This window comes from Desulfovibrio cuneatus DSM 11391, from assembly GCF_000430005.1.
GTDB lineage: Bacteria > Desulfobacterota > Desulfovibrionia > Desulfovibrionales > Desulfovibrionaceae > Frigididesulfovibrio > Frigididesulfovibrio cuneatus.
In genome coordinates this window covers 310,716-332,864 of sequence record NZ_KE387017.1, presented here as the reverse complement: position 1 = coordinate 332,864, position 22,149 = coordinate 310,716, and the positions used below count along the sequence as shown (strand labels likewise).

The 22,149-nt window shown below is 53.8% G+C and carries 16 protein-coding genes, 1 tRNA gene and 1 pseudogene; 13 read left to right on the top strand and 5 right to left on the bottom strand.

Annotated features, from left to right (window positions below; all coding sequences use genetic code 11):
- From G497_RS20510 to G497_RS18425, 4 genes and pseudogenes are all read left to right on the top strand, one after another.
- Positions 1-216 (top strand): hypothetical protein (locus G497_RS20510; RefSeq protein ID WP_211228766.1); only part of this gene is annotated, 216 nt, incomplete at its 5' end.
- Positions 217-428: 212 nt separating this feature from the next.
- A complete protein-coding gene (locus G497_RS0114130; RefSeq protein ID WP_156908130.1) occupies positions 429-1,103 on the top strand; it encodes a RodZ family helix-turn-helix domain-containing protein in 675 nt (224 codons plus the stop codon).
- Between the two features lie 31 nt (positions 1,104-1,134).
- On the top strand, positions 1,135-1,746 hold the full coding sequence (locus G497_RS0114125; RefSeq protein WP_027188632.1) for a hypothetical protein: 612 nt from the start codon (positions 1,135-1,137) through the stop codon (positions 1,744-1,746).
- Positions 1,747-2,042: 296 nt separating this feature from the next.
- Positions 2,043-3,080 (top strand): annotated as a pseudogene (locus G497_RS18425) (IS110 family RNA-guided transposase).
- Between the two features lie 373 nt (positions 3,081-3,453).
- Here G497_RS18425 and G497_RS0114115 read toward each other — a convergent pair.
- Positions 3,454-3,529 (bottom strand) — tRNA-Phe (locus G497_RS0114115).
- A 248-nt stretch (positions 3,530-3,777) separates the two neighbouring features.
- Between G497_RS0114115 and G497_RS0114110 the strand changes: the two genes are divergently transcribed.
- Both G497_RS0114110 and G497_RS0114100 read left to right on the top strand, forming a co-directional pair.
- A complete protein-coding gene (locus G497_RS0114110; RefSeq protein ID WP_027188631.1) occupies positions 3,778-4,965 on the top strand; it encodes a glycerate kinase in 1,188 nt (395 codons plus the stop codon).
- A gap of 972 nt (positions 4,966-5,937) precedes the next feature.
- Positions 5,938-7,113 carry a response regulator transcription factor gene (locus tag G497_RS0114100; RefSeq protein ID WP_169727013.1) on the top strand — a complete coding sequence of 392 codons (1,176 nt, stop codon included), beginning with the start codon at positions 5,938-5,940 and terminating at the stop codon, positions 7,111-7,113.
- A 109-nt stretch (positions 7,114-7,222) separates the two neighbouring features.
- Here G497_RS0114100 and G497_RS0114090 read toward each other — a convergent pair whose 3' ends face one another.
- Complete coding sequence (locus G497_RS0114090) at positions 7,223-9,124, bottom strand: ATP-binding cassette domain-containing protein (RefSeq protein ID WP_027188628.1); 1,902 nt, start codon at positions 9,122-9,124, stop codon at positions 7,223-7,225.
- A 396-nt stretch (positions 9,125-9,520) separates the two neighbouring features.
- Positions 9,521-10,108 (bottom strand): DJ-1/PfpI family protein, encoded by a 588-nt coding sequence (locus tag G497_RS0114080; RefSeq protein ID WP_027188627.1) that lies wholly within the window; start codon positions 10,106-10,108, stop codon positions 9,521-9,523.
- Positions 10,109-10,305: 197 nt separating this feature from the next.
- Here G497_RS0114080 and G497_RS0114075 point away from each other — a divergent pair, with 197 nt between their 5' ends.
- From G497_RS0114075 to G497_RS0114060, 4 genes are all read left to right on the top strand, one after another.
- A complete protein-coding gene (locus G497_RS0114075) occupies positions 10,306-10,596 on the top strand; it encodes a late competence development ComFB family protein (protein WP_027188626.1) in 291 nt (96 codons plus the stop codon).
- Positions 10,597-10,606: 10 nt separating this feature from the next.
- Positions 10,607-11,512 (top strand): histidinol-phosphatase, encoded by a 906-nt coding sequence (locus G497_RS18415; protein WP_245576399.1) that lies wholly within the window; start codon positions 10,607-10,609, stop codon positions 11,510-11,512.
- Positions 11,509-13,212, top strand: a complete 1,704-nt coding sequence (locus G497_RS19415; protein WP_051258160.1) for an ATP-binding cassette domain-containing protein — start codon at positions 11,509-11,511, stop codon at positions 13,210-13,212. The genes G497_RS18415 and G497_RS19415 overlap by 4 nt, the downstream gene beginning before the upstream one ends.
- Before the next feature lie 293 nt (positions 13,213-13,505).
- The gene (locus G497_RS0114060) at positions 13,506-14,795 is read left to right on the top strand and encodes an HD domain-containing protein (protein ID WP_027188625.1); all 1,290 of its coding nucleotides are present in this window, start codon (positions 13,506-13,508) and stop codon (positions 14,793-14,795) included.
- 448 nt (positions 14,796-15,243) lie between these two features.
- On the opposite strand, the gene metK is transcribed toward G497_RS0114060, so the two are convergent.
- Together metK and panC are read right to left on the bottom strand one after the other, a co-directional pair.
- Positions 15,244-16,416, bottom strand: a complete 1,173-nt coding sequence (gene metK, locus G497_RS0114055) for a methionine adenosyltransferase (protein ID WP_027188624.1) — start codon at positions 16,414-16,416, stop codon at positions 15,244-15,246.
- A 171-nt stretch (positions 16,417-16,587) separates the two neighbouring features.
- Entirely contained in the window at positions 16,588-17,439 is an 852-nt protein-coding gene (panC, locus tag G497_RS0114050; protein ID WP_027188623.1) for a pantoate--beta-alanine ligase, read from the bottom strand.
- 209 nt (positions 17,440-17,648) lie between these two features.
- On the opposite strand from panC, the gene G497_RS0114045 reads away from it, so the two are divergent.
- The 3 genes from G497_RS0114045 to G497_RS0114025 all read left to right on the top strand — a co-directional run bounded on the left by G497_RS0114045 (position 17,649) and on the right by G497_RS0114025 (position 22,129).
- Positions 17,649-18,320: a hypothetical protein gene (locus tag G497_RS0114045; protein ID WP_027188622.1), complete on the top strand. Its 672-nt coding sequence runs from the start codon at positions 17,649-17,651 to the stop codon at positions 18,318-18,320.
- 416 nt (positions 18,321-18,736) lie between these two features.
- Complete coding sequence (locus G497_RS19410; protein ID WP_156908129.1) at positions 18,737-19,576, top strand: septal ring lytic transglycosylase RlpA family protein; 840 nt, start codon at positions 18,737-18,739, stop codon at positions 19,574-19,576.
- A 348-nt stretch (positions 19,577-19,924) separates the two neighbouring features.
- Entirely contained in the window at positions 19,925-22,129 is a 2,205-nt protein-coding gene (locus G497_RS0114025) for a glutamine synthetase III family protein (protein ID WP_034638002.1), read from the top strand.
- Positions 22,130-22,149: the final 20 nt, after the last annotated feature.

Below are 22,149 nucleotides of genomic sequence, written 5' to 3'. Positions count from 1 at the left end.
CTACGTTCGCGACTGCCGTCGGCTTTAGGGAAGGATGCGCAAGCATTGGCAGGGCAAGACAGAAGAGTCTGGCTCCTGCCACAAAAAACTCGTGCCTTGCCAAACGAAAAACTGAGCGTTACCTCCCCACAAAAAAACAACGGCCTGCATAGTAATATGCAGGCCGTTGTTGTGTGGGGGACGGGATTGAAATATAACCTTACAGTACTTAAATAAAGGATAAAATAAGCTGTTGGTAAAAATTTTACCAACAATTTTACCAACAAATTTTTGCCATGGAATTGTGCCGCCAGTTCAATCCTGGTCCCTTCGTTTGAATTATGCTCACGCTAGAAAAAACAAAAAAAGTAATTACCACCTAATGGAAAAAATAAAAAGACCGATAACAAAGATAAGGAATGATGATACTCAAAACGAGGTGATTCGTTATGATAGGCAGTATTTCACAAGGAACTGGAAATAATCTATTTGGCATGCTCCGTTCTCTTCAAAAAGAACAGGAGGAAGTGCTGCCCACCTCTGATGCTACGCCGCAAAATTTAGCTATACAAACGCAGGAATCTTTGGACGCTTTTCCGTCTTCTGTGTCTGCCAGTTCTCCCAATTTAATGTCCAGAAACTTTGCTTCCGCCGAAAAAGAGGAATCAAGGTATATCCAGGCGATGCTTATTGGCATGAAAGCAAACGATGAAATGAAAGACCAGCAGCAGAATGCGCTCACATCTATTTTGCAGACAGCCAAAGCCGAGTACGAAAGCGCCAGTTCTTCTGGTGAACGATATGCTGTGCTCAAAAGAGCTGAAAAGAAAATTTTCTGGCATCAGAATAATGAAGTTGTCAAATCAGCAGAAGAAACACATCTGAAAGCAACCAAAGAAGACCTTGAAGAAAAAGCTCAAGAGGCTGCCGCTCCTAAAGATGCAAATGGCAACCCAATAGAAAGCCTGCCTATCGAAGGCAATGAGGGATCACCCCCTACTCCTGCCCCGGAAGTAGCCGCTTCAAATCCGGAGCCTGCTGCTGATGCTGTTCTGCCCTCTGCGCCAGAAATGGCAACCCCAACCCCTGCGGTGGTAACACCTTCTATTAATATTATTGTATAAAAACTCACCCAAAGCAAAAGAGAGTTGCCCAATGATTGCCAATATTACACCAGAAAGCAAATTGTTGTATATTCTCCAGGAAGACACTCTTCAAAAAGCTAATAATACGAGTCAAACTGGTAACACCATAGAAAACGCTACCGTTAGTCAATCTCAGCAAACCGGAGACAAGGTAACTATTTCCGAGGAAGCTAGGAAACTATCCGAAGAGTCTGGCAATGATGAAGCTAGACCTCAAAGCTCATCTGGCCTGATTGCTAATCAAAGCGAAGAGCAAGAATCTAAGACCAACCCACTGGATCAAATCCGAAAACAGATTGAACAAGTAAAAAAGAAGCTAGAAGAGGCCACTGCGCGCTTGGCAGAAGCGCAGGCAACAAGTGGAAGAACAAAGACGAAATCAAGCGAAGATCCGGCAGAAGACACTGTTGACGCCGCCGTGGAGTCTCTTACTGGCAATGCTGAAGTAAAAACGATTGAGGCCGAAATCAACATGTTAAGTCAACAGTTAATGATGCTTAATGACCAACTCCAAAAGGCCTCAGAAGGATCGGGAGGAGGCATGGGAGGGACGGGAACGGCTGGACTGGGCGGAGCCGGAACAAGTGGCGGCATGGGTGAGCGTATTCCAATTAATGCATAGAATAATTATAAATAATAAGTTTAGATTCGTTCTGACAACAAAAAGCCCCAAAATGGGGCTTTTTGTTTAAATAAATCTATACTTACCGCTACAACTCATGCAGCGGAATGTCTGGCGGAATTGCAAAACCACCCCTTTGCGGTGCCACAGGCTTTACCGTTGCTTGCACGGGCGTCGGTTTTACTGGCGGCGGGGGTGTGATGGGATAGACCCGCCCCCAAGAGAGTCGTAGACTCGGCGGCATCAAAGTGCCAAAAGTGATCATTGCGATTCACTTAAAGCCAAGGAGGCGGGTCATGGGAATAGTATGCTGTATCGGGCTGGACATTGCCAAGCAATATTTTCAAGTCCACGGTGTTGATAAGCATGGAAAAGATGTCTTTAACAAGAAGCTGAAAAGGGGGGCTGTGCTAGCATTTTTTGCGAATCTTCCCACTTCCCTGGTCGGGCTTGAGGCATGTGGCGGTGCGCATTACTGGGCACGGGAAATAGCCAAGCTTGATGCTGGGCATACAGTGAAAATGATTTCCCCTCGGCACGTCAAGCCGTTTGTGCTCAACAACAAAACAGATGCCGCCGATGCACGGGCTATATGCGAAGTCGTTGGACGCCCTTCCACGCGGTTTGTAACTGTTAAGACTGTAGCACAACAAGACATGAGCGCATGGCACCGGATTCGGGAACGCAAGGTGAGGGAGCGAACATCTCTCGTCAATCAGGTGAGGGCTCTGCTCATGGAGCAAGGTATTGTGATCCCCAAGGGGATAACCTATGCGCGAAGGCTTCTTCCTGGCATAATTGAAGAACTTGAGAATGGACTGAGCTTGCAAGCCAGAGATTACCTGTCGGAACTCTATGCAGAATTTGTGGACCTCGACTCGGCGGTCGCCAAGTATGAAGCCAAAATTATGGTTTATGCCAAAAATGATGATGCATGTAAGCGTCTCCAAAAAATTCCTGGAGTCGGCCCCCTCACCGCTACAGCCATTGTGGCACATGTGGGCAGCGCGACACAGTTTAAAAACGGTAGAGCATTTGCTGCCAGCCTCGGCTTAACACCCAAGGAACATTCTTCAGGGGGTAAACAAAAGCTTATGGGGATTAGCAAACGAGGCAATGGCTGCATTCGAAGACTACTTATCCAAGGAGCACGAATTGTTACACGGTACGCTCTGTTGCGACCTGACTCTCAACTTCCTAGTCAAATTTAGGTGCAAAATATCTCCGCGAGGCGAGGTAGACACATTGCTGCCGTAGCCCTAGCCAACAAAACTGCAAGGGCAATCTGGGTACTTTTGGCTCGCGGAGAAGAGTACAGGTGCGCTTTGCCCTAAATAACTTATCTCAAAGAAACTTGAAAAAATCTCCTACCTGACGAATGTTCAAGACTTGATGGGCAAACGGTCGAACCGGCTTCCGGAAACTCTGAGACAGACACAGGCAGAAAATGCCGAGGGTGTGATAAGAACCGGAAGCGCGAATACCATCATGGCACAGGGGTGAACCCCGGAAAGATGCCGAATACATGACCGCATTCGTATCTTTTGTTCAGAAAAGTCTTGACTTAAAGGGCGGGTCTATACATGTCTGTTTTGCCTTTCCCGCGTCTGCACTCCTCACTACCCCCCCACCACGCAAAACAAACAAAAGCCGGAACCACTATCTCTAGTGATTCCGGCCTTCTATGGACTTTCGCAGTCCGAAAAATGGTGCCGGGGGACGGGATTGAACCGCCCACACGAGGATTTTCAGTCCTCTGCTCTACCAACTGAGCTACCCCGGCGTGCGAGAAAGAGGTTTAGCGAAACTCACTAAACATTGCAAGCTTTTTTTTCATTTTTTGTCATTTTTATTTTTGTTGCAGTGTCTTGCCGCCGTCAGCCCCTTGGCGTATATTATGGTACCACGCAACAGCCACTGCATGTGGCCTGTTTGTTCTGCCCAGGTGCCATAATTCACCCGGCAGTGTTGGCCCCACGCCAGCCTGTGCATTCTTCATTCCCCTGCCCATTTTCCCCTTACGAGGTACCCATGCGCGTACTCATTGCCCCGGATTCATTCAAAGGGAGTCTTTCAGCCCTGCAAGCAGCCAAGGCCATGGCCCAAGGGGTGCTGCGCGTTTTTCCCCATGCAGAAATAGACATGGTCCCCATGGCAGATGGCGGCGAAGGCACTGTGGAAGCCCTGGTGAACGCCACAAGCGGCACCCTGCACACCCACACCGTGCAAGACCCCCTGGGCCGCCCCATTGAAGCGGTATGGGGCATGCTTGGTGGCGGGCGCACCGCTGTGGTGGAAATGGCGGCAGCTTCCGGCCTGCCTTTGCTACACACCCATGAACGCGACCCCCTGCGCGCCTGCACCCATGGCACAGGGGAGTTAATTGCCACGGCCCTGGAAGCGTTGCACAGCAGCGAAGTAACCCAAAGCGACCCGGAACACACCACCTTGCCCCGGCTGGTGGTGGGCATTGGGGGCAGCGCCACCAATGATGGCGGCAGCGGAGCCCTGCGTGCTTTGGGGGCTGTTTTTCATGATGCCCAAGGTGCCCCCCTGCCCCCCGGCGGGGCAGCCCTTGCCAGCCTGAAAGGGGTTACCCTTGCCAACCTGCACCCCTTGCTGGCCAAAACCAGCCTGCTTGTGGCGTGTGATGTGGACAACCCCCTGTGTGGCCCACGGGGCGCTTCTGCCGTGTTTGGCCCGCAAAAAGGGGCCACTGCGCAGCAGGTGCAACAACTGGACGCAGCCCTGCACCAGTTTGCCAAGGTTAGCGCCAGCGCCACGGGAAAAGACATGATAAACGCCCCAGGGGCCGGGGCAGCCGGGGGGCTGGGGGCCGGGCTGCTTTTTTATACCCCTGCCCAATTGGTGCCTGGGGTTTCCCTTGTGCTGGAAGCAACCAACTTTGCGGCGCGGGTGGCCAAGGCCGACCTTGTTATTACCGGAGAAGGCAGAACAGACAGCCAGACCATGTATGGCAAAGCCCCTGTGGGGGTTGCCAAGGCCGCCAAGGCTTATGGCAAGCCAGTATTGTGCCTTTCCGGCGCGCTGGGGGAAGAAGCAAACACCCTGTACAGCCATGGCATAGACGGCTTGGCCAGCGTGGTATGCGCCATTGCCAGCCTTGAAGAATGCGTTGCCAACGCCCACCCCCTGCTGTGCGATGCCGCCGAACGGGCCTGCCGCCTTATTGCCCTGGGGAAAACTATGCCCCGCTAGGCAAAAAGCCAGCCCGGGGAAGCCCAAGGGCCTGTAAGAAAGCCATAACAGTAGCAATTACACATACTTCAAGGACAACGTTCCCTTGAACATGCTCCCTGTGAAACGCTGCCTTTCTGTTCCACAGCGCATTGCAAAGTTGCGATGCTCTTGTGCCATACTCTTTCATTAACTCAACCAACACATTCATATCATTTATTCCCAGATTTTCGGCTACTGTTGGCATGGGGGAAACAGCACCGCGAAACGGAAACAATCCGCGTTCAATTAGGTAACACTGTAAACTTTTTTTCCTGTTACTCTTTCCCGTGCCATCTCAAAAAAGTGACGAAATATCAGCCAAATAGAGATTCCCATCCCACAGTAAAGGATGTTAAAAAGACCCAATAACAGCCTGTTTTTCCTATAAGATAACACACAACCGTTGCGCATTATGAAGCCCTGTGATAGATTTATTTTACTCGTTCGCGTCTTTTCTGCTCTTTCAGGCCAGTTCAGTCAGGCACGCAAGCCCCCCTCTAGGCATCTGCTCTTTCACACTTCTCTGGCAGTTGCTTATAGTAATTCCCACACACCACAGGCTTCCGGAAAACAGGGTTCAGCACCATGCAGCGGCATAGCCATTCTTCACTCCTCACGCTCAAGGGGCATACCCTCTGGCTCTTCGGCATACTTACATTCGTTGCCGTGCATACGCTATCGTCCTTTTTTGCTCAAAAACGCGGAATACCAATAACCCACCTGCCCTTTTCTGTTCTGGGCTTTTTTTGCGGCATTACCATTTCCAGCTTTTTGTTACCCGTTATTGAACAATTCATGCCTCAAACAAGCCGCAAAGCTCTTGTTGGGCGTTGCATTGTCCTTTTGGGGCTACTTTTGCCTGCCATAACGTCCCTACTATTACAAATATTAGGCATAATGCCCCTGTCGGGAACACTCTTCATCAACTTCATGCAGCCCATGCTGTGGGCCATGTTAATTCCAGTGGCCTCACGTCTGTTATTCCACCCGGCACTCCAGGGCATGCACGCTGCCCTTATGGGCATAAGTGGCGCACTCATCAGCATGATATGGGCAATGATTCCACCACTGGACCAGTCAAGTAAATTTGTAGGGGATGTGCCCCTTGATTATTTTGCCCATATCTATTTGCCCTTTATTAATACTGCCAGAGCCATGTTTTGCGTCGTATTTGCCCTTATTGCCTGGGAACTGTTCATTACATACCCCAACACGCAAAAAACGCAGGGGACTAAGGTTTCTCTGCACAATCTCTTGCCATTTATCTGGATTGTGGTCCCTTGCTTCCTGATGCTTGGAATAACAGAGTTTGTGCTGAATGCACCGGAACTCTCTTTTTCGTTTTCGTTTTACAAGCTCTATGCAAACGTTGCCCTGGCTGGCATTTTGCTTTCCTTTGGCTTGTGGGTGAACAAAAAAGGGGAGCATTCGCTGCAATGGATTCTGGCAATAACCCTGCTGCTTTTACCTATTGCTGCCATGGGCCTTGTTTTGCCTTTTACGCCCAAGGCTCCCTCTGCCATTGTGCTGATTATTGGCATAAAAATGCAGACATTTATATGCATTCTGGCATGTGGGCTGTTCAGCCTGCGCTGCAACAGGCCCCAAATTGCCATTTGGCTTGGGCTGCTCACCCCGGCACTTTCCATGTTAAGCCAGTTGGGCATGCAACAACTTGCTTTTATACTTTCAGAAGAAATGTTCGGAAAAATACTGTTTACAATACTTACGTTGTTTGCCGCCCTAAGCCTTGCTGGCCTGCCCTTTGTAGCACGGGCCTGCCAGAATATGTTTGAAGATTCACCACTTCCTGACAAACAGGAATTCAAGGACGAAGAATTCACCCACGAAGCGTTGCAGCCAAGGCCGTATCGGTCGGAAAAAATAACAGAATTTTCTGAAAAGTATAGGCTGAGCAACCGGGAAGTGCAAATTCTGGAAATGCTGGCCCAAGGCCTCTCTTCCAGCGAAATGGCATACCAAATTAACCTGCGGGAAAGCACCGTGCGCACTTACGCCCAAGGCCTGCTGCGCAAAACAGGGGCAAAAAGCCGCCTGCTGCTTGTGGCTGCCCTTGCTGCTGAAGACGAATGCCCCCTGGAACAGCAAGAGCCAAGCCTAGAGTAATCATGGGGGGCTCTGCCTCCTCTGCCCCTTTCGCCACGGGCGTATATGGGGGGGCAGGGGGCGTCACGCCCCTTGCAGGGGGGTTGGGGGAAAGCGTCCCCCAAACAAATTAAGCCCCATCAAGAATAGTGAGCCTCGCTTCAACAAATTCCCACCTCTCCAGCAGGGCAGTTTGTTCTGCTTCCACCGCTTCCAGGCGCGCCGCAGCGTCATGGAACCCCTGTTCATCTTTTGTAAAAAAGTCTGGCACTGCCAGTTGCGCTTCAAGTTGGGCCTGTTCTTCTTCCAAGGCGTGAAGGAGCCCTGGCAGCGCTTCCAGCTCTTGCCCCAGTTTGGTCAATTCCCGCTGTTCATTAAATGAAAGCTTTCTTGGCCGCGCTCCCTGGCGTTTTGCCTCATCACCCAACGCAGGCTTTGCTTCATTTTTGTCGTCGCTCTTTGCACTGGCATTGCCTGCCTCAACAGTTCTGCGCTGGCGCAGCCAGTCTGTGTAGGCACCAACATATTCATGCACAGCGCCATCCCCTTCCAGGGCAAACACGCTGGTCACCAGGTTGTCCAAAAAGCGCCTGTCGTGGCTTACCAGCAGCACTGTGCCATTATAGTCGCCCAGCAATTCTTCAAGCAATTCCAAGGTTTCCATGTCCAGGTCGTTGGTGGGTTCGTCCAGCACCAGCACGTTGGAAGGCCGGGTAAACAGGCGGGCAAGCAGCAGGCGGTTACGTTCACCACCGGAAAGAACCCCCACAGGAAGGCGAAGCCTGTCCGGGGTAAACAAAAAATCTTGCAAATACCCGGCAACATGGCGCGCTTTGCCCCCAATAACCACGGTGTCGTTGCCGTCTGCCACACTGTCCATGACCGAGGCACTGGCGTTCAGCCCTGCCCGCATCTGGTCAAAATAGGCCACCTCCAGCCGGGTGCCCAGGCGTACACTGCCGTGCGAAGGCTCCAATTCCCCCAGTAGCAACCGCAGCAAAGTAGTTTTCCCCGCCCCGTTTGCCCCCACAAGACCAATTTTGTCGCCCCGCTGCACCACAGTGGAAAAACCCGTGAACAGCGGTTTTTCCCCAGGGTAGGCAAAGCCAAGGTTTTCCGCTTCCAGCACAAGGCTGCCGGAACGCGCCGCTTCTTGCGCTTGCAGCACCACATTGCCCTGGCGTTGCTGGCGGGCAGCCCGTTCCCCGCGCAGGCGCTGCAACGCCCGCACTCGCCCCATGTTCCTGGTGCGCCGGGCCTTAATGCCCTGGCGTATCCACACCTCTTCTGCCGCCAGTTTTTTGTCGTGCAGGGCAAAGGCCCGCTCTTCCGCATCCAGGCGGGCTTCGCGCCGTTCCTCATACTGGTCATAAGTGCAGGCGTAGCTGTGCACCCCCCCTCTGTCCACTTCCACAAAGCGGGTGGCAAGGCGCTGGATAAAGGCCCTGTCGTGGCTCACAAACACAAGGCTGCGTGCCCGGCGGAGCAAAAAATCTTCCAACCACGTAACGGTCTCAATATCCAGGTGGTTTGTGGGTTCGTCCAGCAGCAAATCTTCTGCCCCAAGCAATGCCCGGGCAAGTGCCACACGGCGTTTTGTCCCGCCGGAGAGTGAGGCAAAATCTGCCTCCGGCGTAAGGCCCAGGCGGTTAATAACCCCCAGCACCTCGCCATAATATTCCCACCCTTCCTGGGAAAGTTCACAGGGCAGACCTGCGGTAGTGGCATCATAGGCAGCGGCAAGGCCTGCCCCTTGCGGCCCAAGGACCATGGCCGTAACGGCAAACACGGTGCCTTGCCACGAGGCGGGCACATCTTGCGGCATATGCCCAAAGGCCCCTACCCCCCGCACCACAATGCCGGAATCCGGCTGACGCTGCCCGGAAAGCAAGCTGAGCAAGGAAGACTTACCAGCGCCATTGCGCCCCATAAGGCACACCCGTTCCCCTGGCTCAAGAAAAAAATCGGCGTTGCGTAACACGGTTTTGCCGCCAAGGTTCAGGGTTACCCCCTGCATGCTGATAAGTGCCATACCATCTCCTGCTGTAAGAAAACGCTGATGTATTCCGTTTGGCGGCGTTTTCCTGTAAATCAAAAACTCATGCCCCCCTCAAAATAAAGAGCGCGTACAGGGCATAGCGTTTTCCGGCACTAAGTGCAAACAAAAGGTTTCCTTGCCTGGCCCCGCCCCCCCCAAAGCACCCCCAATGCCCCTGCATAGTGCAGTGCTGCCTGTGGCAGGTGCGGCCCAGCCTTGCATGCAGGAAAATCCCCCCCGGTGCACTAATACAAAACGGCTGTTGCGCGGGGCAACAGCCGTGTGATACGTGTTTTTGGGTGCGGGTGGGTATGCAAGGGAGTATTCGGTATGCGTCCACCGAGCAATTTCAAAGTGAAATTGCTTTACCCCCTCTTCAAAGCAAGGCCTTTACAACGTAATCTTCGTCCCCAACACCTTCAGGAATGCTGCAATCCACTCTGGGTGGGCGGGCCAGGCCGGGGCAGTTACCAGGTTGCCGTCGATGCAGGCATTGGTAGCTGTTTCATTTATGGCGCACCACGTGGCCCCTGCGCCTTCCACGTCAGGCTTTACCGCAATATAGGCCGTGCAGGTTCGGCCCTTAAGCACCCCTGCGGAAACCAGAATTTGCTGGCCGTGGCACACTGAAGCAATGGGCTTTTTGGCGGCATCAAATTCCCGCACAATATCCAGCAAGCGCTCGTTCAGGCGCAAATATTCCGGGGCGCGGCCACCGGGAATGAGCAAGGCATCATAGTTTTGGGTTTTTACCGCGTCAAAGTCGGCATTCAGGGCAAAAAGGTGCCCCGGCTTTTCCGTATAGGTCTGGTCGCCTTCAAAGTCGTGAATTGCTGTTTTAATGGTTTGCCCCGGCTTTTTACCCGGGCACACCACATCTACCTTGTGCCCCACTGCCAGCAATGCCTGAAAAGGCACCATAAGTTCATAGTCTTCCACAAAATCGCCTGCAAGGCACAGAATTTTTTTCGCAGCCATGAGTATTCTCCTTATGTTTGCCGATAATACCAGAGTGGTCCTTCCGGCATAGGGGATATACCACACATGGCGACCACCGCACAACACCCGGCGTCACGAATAAAGGCCGCATATGCAAAACACATAACTTGCTCCCCCTTGCCGAGCCGCCCCCAAGTAATGTATACACCCTGTAAGAAAGATAGGAAGGTGAACTTATGACCAACAAGAACGAAAAGTACATGATTGGGGACATTGATCTTTCCACAGTACGCAACCGCAACGAAATACGCGTGGCCGAAGCATTGGCAAACGCCCTTGCCGCACTGCCGGAAAATAGCCTGGGCAGCGACGCCGTGTATGATGTGTATGCGTGTGCCCTGAACTTTTTACCCGCCCGTTATGTGCAGGGGGGCAGCATTGTTCTGCGTGACCCAGTAACAAAAAATGAAGTGGAACTTGCCGTAAAAAAAGCCTTGAGCCGTGTAAAAAACAGCCCAAAAAACTAAAGGCACTCTCTTGCAAACACGTTCTTCATCTTCCTCACTGCCCATTGTGGCAGACGTGCATATGCACACCAGCCATTCCCACGGGGTTGCCAGCACCGCAGCCATGTATGCAGCAGCAAAAGCAAAAGGCCTGAGCATTATTGGCTTTTCAGAGCATTCCCCAAGGCCGGAAGGGTATTGCTATGCCACAGACTACCAGGAAAACCTGCGGGCCACCTTTGCCACCTACATTGCTGAAGTGCAGGCCCTGAAAGCCACTGCGGCCCAGGAAGGCATAACCGTGCTGCTGGGGCTTGAGGTAGACTACATTGCCGGGCAGGAAGACTACGCCCGCGCCCTGTGCACCGAATACCCCTATGATTATATCATTGGCGGGCTGCACTTTCAGGGTACATGGGGGTTTGACGGACCGGAAAAGGAATGGGAAGGCATTTCCCAGGCCCAGCGCTTCACCGCCTATGCCCGTTATTACCAAGACCTGGAACGCATGTGCCGCACAGGGCTTTTCCACGTAGCAGCCCACCCGGACCTGATTAAAATTCATACCGTGGCAGATTTTCACCACTGGCTTGCCACGCCACAGGCCCCTGCCCTGATAGATGCCGCCCTGCTAGCCATGAAAGAAACAGGCATGGCCATGGAAGTTTCTTCTGCCGGGTTGCGTAAAAACTGCCAGGAAGTATACCCCTGCCCAGCCATTATACAGCGCGCTGCGGCCCTTGGCCTGCCCATTAGCTTTGGGGCAGACGCCCACTGCGAAAACACCCCGGCCTTCGCCTTTGCCGAACTTGCCCACTATGCCCAGCAATTTGGCTACGCCCACAGCCTGATTTTTAGCCAGGGCACACCGCAGGTTCTGCCTTTTTCCGCAGGGCACGCCATGCTCTGTACCAAGCCGCAAGGGCACGGCGCATGAGTCAAACACACCCTGCTCCCTTGCTTTCCATGCAAGGGGTTGAGGCAAAAAGGGGCACCACCAGCATTCTCACAGGCCTGTGCTTTAGCGTGTTTCCTGGCACGCACATGGCGGTTATGGGGCCAAACGGGGTGGGCAAATCCACCCTGCTGGAACTTGCTGCCGGTTTTTTGCGCCCGGTGGGCCAAGACGCAGGCGGCATAACCTGGTGTTTTGACCAAGGCCAAACGGAAACTTCCCCCATTATAGCCAGGGAACACACCCGGCTGGTTTCCCCTGCCCAGCAGGCACGCTATGTGCGCCAGGGCTGGCGCATTCGCGGGGAAGAACTGGTGCTTTCCGGCTTCAGCAATGAAGCCATGGTCTATGGCACTGCCACTGAAGCCCAGCAACGAACGGCCCGCACCCTGGCCCAAAAGGCAGGCACCACCGCCTTGCTGGATATGCCCATTTCCATTCTTTCCCAAGGGCAATTGCGCCTATTACTGCTATTGCGCGCCATGGTTGCCCAGCCTGCCCTGCTGCTACTGGATGAACCCTATGACGGCCTGAGCCAAACAGCCAGAGGTTCCGTCAGCATTTTGCTGGAACATGCCGCCACCCACGGTTCCACCCTTGTATTCACAGCCCACCGCAGCGAAGACATTCCCCATTTTGTCACCACCGCCCTGGCCATTGCCCCCCAAGAACAGGCCGGGCAGGAGCAGCCCAAGCATGGCCTTGCTGTTCCCAGTGGATTTTACCCCTGTGGGGCACAGCACCCCACAGCAAAAGCCTATGCCTGTGCCAACAGGCGCATGTGCCTGTATTTACGCCAGCCCGAAGCACAAGGGCGTGAAGAGAATTCACACGGCGTGCATACCGAAGCCTGCGCCCCTGAGGCACGTACTGCCATTTCCCACAATCCACCGTTAGAAAATATCCAGCCGTTGTGCCAGCGGTTTGCCTTGTGGCATGCCCATCAGGCCACACTGGGCACAGAACTGGCATGCACGCCCCCCAGCCTGGAAAAACAGCAAGGCACCCCCCCGGTGCTTATGCTGCATGATGTGGAAGTCTTCATAGACCGGGCGCGAGTACTGCACGACATTTCCTGGAGCGTTCAGCCCTGCCAGCACTGGGTAGTGGCAGGGGAAAACGGCGCAGGCAAAAGCACCTTGCTACGGCTTTTGTATGGCGAAGAAATTGCCGCCTATGGCGGGGACGTGCTATGGTGCGGGCAATGCCGCCCAGACCTGCCCTTTTTCCGCCATCATGTGGGCTATGTTTCCGACAGGCTCCAGTACGAATATGGCTACGACCTGCCCGCCGTGGACATTGTTCTTTCCGGGCGTTCCGGAGCAGTAGGTATATACGACACCCCAAGCCCGGAAGAATATGACAAGGCCCATGCCTGGCTGTGTTTTTTTGGGCTGGGGGACATAGCCAGCAAGCCATTTTCTACCCTTTCCAGCGGCCTGGGCAGGCGGGTGCTGTTGGCCCGCGCCATGATGTGTTCCCCGGCCCTGCTACTGCTGGACGAACCATGTTCCGGGCTGGACCCGCAGAGCCGGGACCATTACCTAGCCAGCCTGGAGCCCCTGGCCCAGGCCGGGGTGCAGCTTATGTATGTAACCCACCACCCGGCGGAAGTGCCGAGCCTGTTTACCCATGAGTTGTACCTGGATAATGGGACAGTCGCCAAGCAGGGAAGACGCTAGGGAAACGCTCAGTTTTCCGTTTGGCTGCGTTACTTCACTTTTTTTAAGGAGGGGCAGGGCCAAAGAGCCCAGCACCCCCCTCAAAAAAAGCTTGTGCCTTGCCAAACGAAAAACTGAGCATTTCCCAAAGACACTCAAGTTGTTTTTTTCAGGTTGCGTACGAACCCACCCTAAAGCCGACGGCAGTCGCGAGCGTAGCGAGCCGTGGAGCGACAAGGCGGGGCGCAGGCGGCTACGCCGCCAAAGCATATACCCCGCCGCAGAAGCGAAAGAAAGAATAAAAGGAAACCACCATGACAGGCAACATTCGCAAAGGGCTATTGCAATTTGTTTTTTCCGGCGCATACATGAAGCGCTGGAACGATAAGCTCCGCCCCATGGAGTTTATTGAAATAGACAAGCAAGCCCATAAAATGATCACGGCCTGGCTCTTGTGCCGTCTTGCCAGCCAGAACATGAGCTTTGAAGAGCGTCTGGCCCTGGAAGAAGCGGTGGTGGAAGGCGGCATTTTTGACTATCTGTTCCGGCTGATTATTACCGACATCAAGCCCCCCATTCTTTACCGCATTAAAGACAACCCGGAGCATTACCAGCAGCTTGCCAGATGGGCCATTGCAGAAGTGGAACCCCACCTGCGCCCCCTCAACGAAAACTTTTGGGAGCGCTTCACCCGTTCCGTATTGCAGGCAAAGCCCCAGGGTCCTGCGGCAGATATTCTTGGTGCAGCCCACCTGTATTCCAGCGTCTGGGAATTTCGCCTGCTGCAACCCCACAACCAGCCTTTTGATGACGAGCTGGCTGATATTGAGCACCGCTTTCAGGAGCAATTGGCCAGCTATGCCAACCTGCCCGGCATGCCCCAACTTATTGAAGGCCTTGAACTGCTCCTGCCCGGCAAGAAAGACAAGAAAACCCAGAATATTTCTGCCCTGGCCCGGTTTGCCAACCTGTGCGGGCAGTTGCGCTTCCAAAAACGCTGGTCGCAAACGCCGCGTGTGCCGGAAACATCCGTTATGGGGCACATGTTCATTGTAGCCTGTTTTTCCTATTTTTTCAGCATGGGCCTTGGGGCATGCCCGGCCCGCCGGGTAAACAACTTTTTCTGCGGCCTGTTCCACGACCTGCCGGAACTGCTTACCCGCGACATCATTTCCCCGGTGAAAAAGTCGTTTGAAGACCTGGAAACCCTTATTAAAGAATACGAAAATAACGAACTGGAACGCCGGGTGTTCACCCCCCTGCTCACAGAAGGACACAAGGACATTACCGAGCGCATGAGCTTTTACCTTGGCCTGGCCACAGGCTCGGAATTTAATGAAACCGTGGTGGAAAACGGCACCCTGCACACTGTTTCCTTCGATGCCCTGCAAGGCACTTACAATGACAACAGGTATGACCCCAAAGACGGGAAACTGGTGAAAACATGCGACATTCTTGCCGCCTATATTGAAGCCTACACCGCCATGCGCAACGGCATTACTTCCGACCAGATACAACAGGCCTTCTGGCGCATGCGGGAACAAAACGCCAAAACAACCCTTGGGCCGCTCCATATAGGTGCTCTCTTCACCGACTTCGACTGACCGCTCGGGCATCGTGGAGATGCTTCAGCGGCTAAGCCGCCTACGCCCTCCGCCCTCACTCCACGGCTCGCTATGCTCGCGACTGCCGTCGGCTTTAGGGTAGCTACCAATGCCAAACGAAAAAATGCAGCATTTCCTTTCACCGCTCGGGCGTTGCGAAAGGGAAGTAAACGTTCCTAAACGAAAACCGGACCTCTCCATTAAGAGAGACCCGGTTTCAATGCATTTGGGAAACGCGCAGTTATTTCGTTTGGCAAGGCGCAAGCTTTTTTTTGAAGTAGGTGCAAGGCTCTTTTACCCTGCCCCCCTTTCCCTAAAGCCGACGGCAGTCGCGAGCGTAGCGAGCCGTGAAGCGAGGGCGGAGGGTGTGGGTAGCTTTGCTACCCGCACATCTCCACGTAGCCCGAGCGAAGAAGGTCACGCCGCAAAACGGAAAAAGAGACGCTCTCTAGACTTTGGCGGCGGTTTTAAGGTCCGCCACCGCATCCGTCTTCTCCCAGTTAAACTCCGGCAATTCACGGCCAAAGTGGCCGTAGCAGGATGTTTTGGAGAAGATGGGACGGTTCAGGTCCAAGCGCTTGGTAATGTGGTAAGGGCGCAGGTCAAACACCTCGTTCACAGCCTTGGTCAGCACGGTGTCGGGCAAATGCCCTGTGCCAAGGGAAGAACACAGCACTGAAACGGGCCGGGCCACGCCAATGCAGTAGGCAATTTGCACTTCACACTTAGGAGCAAGCCCTGCTGCCACCACGTTTTTGGCAATGTAGCGGGCCATGTAGGCACCGGAACGGTCTACCTTGGAGGCATCTTTACCGGAAAACGCGCCGCCGCCATGCAGGCCCATGCCGCCGTAAGTGTCTTGAATAATCTTGCGCCCTGTAAGGCCGCTATCCCCCATGGGGCCGCCCACCACAAAACGTCCGGTGGCGTTAATATGAATATCGCACTCTGCGGGGTTGAACATGGAAGCAGGCAGGGTATGAATAATGACCTTGTCCTGAATTTCCGCTACCAGTTGTTCCTGGCTCACAGTGGGGCAATGCTGGCTGGAAATAACCACGTTTTTAATGAAACGGGGAACGCCATCCACGTATTCAAAGGAAATCTGGGTTTTCCCGTCAGGCCGCAGGTAGGGCAAAATGCCTTCTTTGCGCACTTCGGTAAGGCGCTCAGAAAGTTTGTGCGCCCAGTAAATGGGGGCAGGCATAAGGGTGGGGGTTTCATCACAGGCAAACCCGAACATCATGCCCTGGTCGCCAGCGCCCTGGTCTTCCGTATCTTTTTTATCCACACCCTGGGAAATGTCGGGGGACTGCTTGTCGATGGAAGACATAACAGCACAGGTTTGCCAGTCAAAACCCATGTCAGAGCTGTCGTAGCCAATGCGCTTAATGGTGCTGCGCACAATGGTAGGCAGGTCTGCATAGGCAGTGGTGGTAATTTCACCGGCAATAAATGCCATGCCAGTGGTTACCAATGTTTCACAGGCAACGCGGGCATTAGCGTCCTGCTCCAGCAGGGCGTCCAGCACAGCGTCTGAAATCTGGTCTGCCACTTTGTCTGGGTGACCTTCAGTAACAGATTCAGAAGTAAAAAAGTACGTTCCTTTCGCTGGAATCATAAGGGCTCCTCAAAATTGAAATAATGGTATCCAGTGCAAATGCAATGTTCGGGCCAGGCTTGCAACGGTGCCCCCAGCCAAGCAAAACGAAATACTTACAGCTCGCTATGCTCGCGACTGCCGTCGGCTTTAGAGACATAACGCCGCCAAACGGAATAAATCAACGTTTCCCTAGGCAACCGGGGCAATAAGGCAATTGTCAATAAGCCGCGCCTTGCCCACCTTCATGGCTACCGCCACCAGCACCGGTGTGGAAAAATTTTCCACTGGCTGCATTGTTTCAGGGTGCACAAACTGCAAATAATCAAGGGAGCCCAAGGGCAGGTGCGTGTTCCAGTAGGTCAGCACCCCGGCCTTTACCTCGGGAATGGAGGCCCCTTGCAAGGCAAGCTTGCGGGCCAGGAACACACCATGGGAAATATGCACAGCCTCGGCCCGTTCCGCCGGGGTAAGGTAGGCGTTGCGTGAACTCATGGCAAGGCCGTCTGCTTCACGAAAAATAGGCATGCCCACAATGGAAACAGGCAGGAACAAGTCACGCACCATGCGGCGAATAACGGCAAGTTGCTGCCAGTCTTTTTCCCCAAACACCGCCACTGTGGGCTGGCATAAGGAAAACAACTTGGCCACCACCGTGGTTACACCACGAAAATGGCCGGGCCGGGAAGCCCCGCAAAGGCCTTGGCTTACGCCCCCCACCTCCACCCACGTGGAATGGCCTGGGGCATACATTTCTTCCGCCGCAGGGGTAAACAAAACATCTGCCCCATGGCCCTGGGCAATGGCTGCATCTTGTTCCAGCTTCCTGGGGTATGCGCCTAAATCTTCCCCCGGCCCAAACTGGCTGGGGTTTACAAACAGCGTTACCACAAGCTTGTCTGCCAGGGTACGGGCCTGGCGCATAAGCGACTCATGCCCCGCATGGAAAAACCCCATGGTGGGAACAACGGCAATGCTTTTGCCTTCACCACGCCATGCAAGGCACTGGTTTTGCAAAAGAAGTGGGTCAACAATGGTTTTCATATCAATAAATCCGCATATAGTATTTCAGTAAGCATAGCCACTTCTTGCCGCCCTGTCCAGCACGAATTTATTCTTTTATCCTTCTTACACCTTGCCCCCGCTTACAGAAGGCGCTACAACACACACCATATTTCGTCCAGTATCTGGCAGTTCACCCCCTAACCCAGCCACCCACCTGTTGCTGCTGGCCATTTCCCGCAAGGTTTGCCATGCGCCGTTATTTACAAGGCACCCTCGACTACGCATGTGGCATTTATGCCGTTATCAACGCCCTTTCCCTGTGCCACAACCTGGGGCTGGAACAGGCGCGCCACATTTATTTGTATAGTATGGAAGCAGTTGCCGCCCACCCCCCGGCCTGGCGCGCCTTTTTACGCAACCACACAGACCACTACTGGGTTGTGCGCTATATGCTGGAACGCTGGTGCTGCCACAAACCATTGCCCTGCCTTGTGGAGCAACCCTTTTCCCAATGCCTTATCCCCCGCCCCCAACGCATTGGTGTGGAAGAGGTGGAAGAAAATCCCCTTTTTTTCATGCTGGATGAAGACACCACCCAGGAACAGTGCCACAACCCCGTAAATGCCGCCCTTAACGGCGTGTTGTGGCAACACCTGCACGCCTGGTTTTGCCCCACAGCCACCAGGCGGGCCGCCATTGTGCGCTTTCACCGTTTTTTACCGGGGGTGCCCCTGCCCGTGGTTTCCCACTGGACAACCATTGCAGGCGTGGAAGGTAACACCCTGCTGCTGCACGATGCCAGCGGCGAAGCCAATTCCATACACCGCATTCCCAAGGAAGAAACCCAAGGCAAAGGACTAAGCCGCCCGGCTTTGGTGCTTTCCCCGGCTTCCCTTGTATTCATGGAGGGCTTTGTGTAACGGTTCATTCCTGGGCATAAGCCAAATGCAAACATGGTACTGAAGCCATTTCCCACTGCCCTGCAAGACACAAAAAAGAATAAAATAACATCAGCCCAAGAAGTTACCCAATTGCTTGACTAAATTTTCAAATTCACTATTAAATACGTTACCACACCGATTTTATTGAATTAAAAAAAGATTGCCTCAGCCCTGCCCCCCCGGTATACTGCATGTACAGTTTCAATAAAAAGCGCACAGGCAGGCAGGCCCAGTAACACTGTGTTTTTGCATGCCCCTGCCCCTGGTTTTATTCAATAACGCCTGTGCTTGCCAAACAAAAAGGCCCTGTTCCCAGTTGGGACACCGGAACATTCCGGTGGAAGTGGATTGCAGCTTCATGCTTGCTTTTCGCGCCAGGCCAGCCATTTGACCTTATGAAACATATCGCATTTCCCCGCAGCACCGGGCGCAGCCTAGGTGTTTTCCATGGCGTTGTCTTTCGCCTTTGTTCCCTGGCCTGTGCAGTTACCCTGTGCCTTGTTCCCCTAACTGCTAACGCCAATACCAGCAGCAACAAAGCCGGTAAAATTTCCTGGTATGGCGAAGAATTTCACGGTAAACGCACCGCTAGCGGGCGCACCTACGACCAGAACGACTTTACCGCAGCCCACCCCAACCTGCCCTTTGGCACTGTACTCCGCGTGTATTCCCTGAACAACAACAGCCATGTGCTTGTGGAAGTGACTGACAGGGGCCCCTTTGGCGGAAACAGACTGGTGGACGTTTCCAAACGGGCCGCAAAGTCTTTGGGACTTATGGCCCTTGGCGTGGGCCGGGCCGCCATTGAAGTGGTAAGTAAACCAGACGGCACCCCCATTGACCAGGAAAACGCCTTTTACCTGCGCCTTACCCCCGCCCTGCCCGAAGCAAAGGCCCAAAAACAATTGCAGGCCCTGCAAACAAAAATGCAAGGTAAGCCGCTGAAAATTATGCATTCCACCTCATCTGCAAAAAATAACGCCATTGTGGCCCTTGGCCCCTTCAAATCATTCAAGCAGGCCCGCAAGGCACGGGGAACAGGCAAAACACTGCTTTCCGAAGCGACTATTATTGAAGCTTCCAAAGACGGAAACACCTTTATGCTGCGCAGCCCCAAAAAGCCCGCTAAAACCAAAAAGGCCAAAACAACAGTGGCCCTTGCCAAAAAACAGACCAGTGCCAGCGGGGTAAAGGCAACCAACCAGCGCCGTGTCACTGTTTCCCCTGTCAAGTAATTCTCGTGTTTTTTGTTCTGCATATTCAAACTCTCCACAAGCACGTGCTTGCGGGGAGTTTCTTGCTTTTGCACACCGTTACACGGCCCGCCGGACCAAAGAGACATTGACGGCCCCCGCACAAAGATTTAAGTAACGAACTATTAAATGACATTGAGGAAACGCTCAGTTTTTCGTTTGGCAAGGCACGAGCTTTTTTTGCAACGGGTGATGGGCTCTTTGGCCCTGCCCCGTTGCAAAAAACCTGAGAAACACAGCAACACGGAATAACTCAGCGTTTCCAAAATGAATTGCTTGGCATAGGAAAGCTATGCCCTACGCAACCGGAAACCTTCGGAGAATGCCCCCATGAGTACGCGTAATGCCTTGCGTCAAAGCACCATTTCCCACATTGCCTCTACCCGCCCCCTCAATAAGAATATTGACTACCAAGCTGCCCCGTTGGAAGAAATATACGGAGAACTGGTGTTCGGCGAAGAGACCATGCGCAGCTACCTGCCTGCCAACGTGTTCCAGCGGCTCCAGGCCACCATTCATGAAGGCACCCCCCTTGACCCGCAATTGGCTGACATTGTTGCCAATGCCATGAAAGAATGGGCAGTGAACAAAGGAACCACCCACTACACCCACTGGTTCCAGCCCATGACAGGCCTTACCGCAGAAAAGCATGATGCCTTTTTAACCCCCAGTGGCCCTGGTAGAATCATTAACGAATTTTCGGGTAAAATGCTTATTAAGGGAGAATCCGACGCTTCGTCCTTTCCTTCTGGCGGCATTCGCACCACCTTTGAAGCACGGGGGTACACCGCATGGGATCCGCGCTCCCCTGTATTTTTGAAGGAAAGCCTTAACGGCAAAACCCTGTGCATTCCCACGGCGTTCTGTTCCTACACCGGGGAATGCCTGGACCGTAAAACCCCGCTTTTGCGCTCCACCCAGGCACTTTCCCAGCAGGCTTTGCGTATTTTGCGCCTGTTTGGCAACAACCGCGCCACCCACGTGAACGTGGCCCTGGGCATTGAGCAGGAATATTTCTTAATTGACCGCCAATTCTTTTTGCAGCGCCCCGACCTGGTAAACACAGGGCGCACCCTGTTTGGCGCACGCCCCCCCAAGGGCCAGGAAATGGGCGACCACTACTACGGCAGCATTCGCGGGCGTATTCTGGCTTTTATGATGGACGTGGAAAAGCGCCTGTACCGCCTGGGCATTCCCCTGAAAACACGCCACAACGAAGTGGCCCCGGCCCAGTTTGAGCTGGCCCCGCTGTATGAAGAAGCCAACATTGCCATTGACCACAACATGCTCATTATGGAAATTTTGCGCGGTGTGGCCCGTGACCACGGCATGGTGTGCCTGCTCCATGAAAAGCCCTTCAAAGGGGTAAACGGCAGCGGCAAGCACAACAACTGGTCGCTACAAGATTCCGAGGGCAACAACCTGCTGGACCCCGGTGATACACCACAGGAAAATGCCCAGTTCCTTGTGTACCTGTGTGCCACAGCCCGTGCCGTGCACAAGTATGCTTCCCTCATTCGCATCGGTTCCGCCACGGCCAGCAACGACCACCGCCTTGGCGCCCACGAAGCGCCCCCGGCCATTCTTTCCATGTTCCTGGGCAATGAACTTATGGAAGTGGTGGAAGGCATTATTGCCGGCACCCAAAGCAAGGGAAAACAGCGCGAATTTATGCGCATTGGTGTAAGCGCACTGCCCGCACTGCCGCGCGATGCCACAGACAGAAACCGCACCTCTCCTGTGGCGTTTACGGGGAACAAGTTTGAGTTTCGCTCCCCCGGCTCCCTGCAAAGTGCTGCCCCCATTACGTTCCTTGTGAACACGGCCGTGACGGAAGCACTGGACGCCTATGCAACCATTCTGGAAGCGGCTGTGGCAGAAGGCACCCCGTTCCTTGATGCCGTGAACAAACTGTTGCGTGAAGAGTTTGCCGCCCATGCCCCGGTACTGTTTGCAGGAGACAGCTACAGCACAGCCTGGCCCAAAGAGGCTGAAAAACGCGGCCTGCCCAACCTGCGCAATTCCGTGGATGCCATTGAGCTTTTTAACACAGACGAACACATTGCCCTGCTGAGCCGCTACGGGGTGCTTTCCCCGCGTGAAGTCCATTCACGCCGCGACATTTTGCTGGACGAATACATTACAGTGCTCATGATTGAAGCCCAGGTGGCCCTGGAAATGGGGCGCACCCTTATTCTGCCCCCTTCCCTTTCCTGGCAGCGTAAGCTGGCGGAAACCATTGGGTCATTGCGCAAGGCAGGATGCGATGAAGGGGTGTGGGAAACGCACCAGTTGCAGCTTGACCGCGTGAACCGCCATGTGCGCGACCTGATGATTGCCCTGGACAGGCTGGATGAAGAGCTGCCCCGGTGCATGGAAATTAAAGGGTCTGTGGTGGAAAAAGCTCGTTTTTGCCGCGACCTGCTCCTGCCTGTAATGACGGCTTGCCGGGCTGAGGCAGATGCCCTGGAAAGCCTTGTGGACGACGCCCGCTGGCCTTTGCCCAAATACCGCGAGCTTCTCTGGATCTATTAGGAAACGGTGAGTTTTTGTGT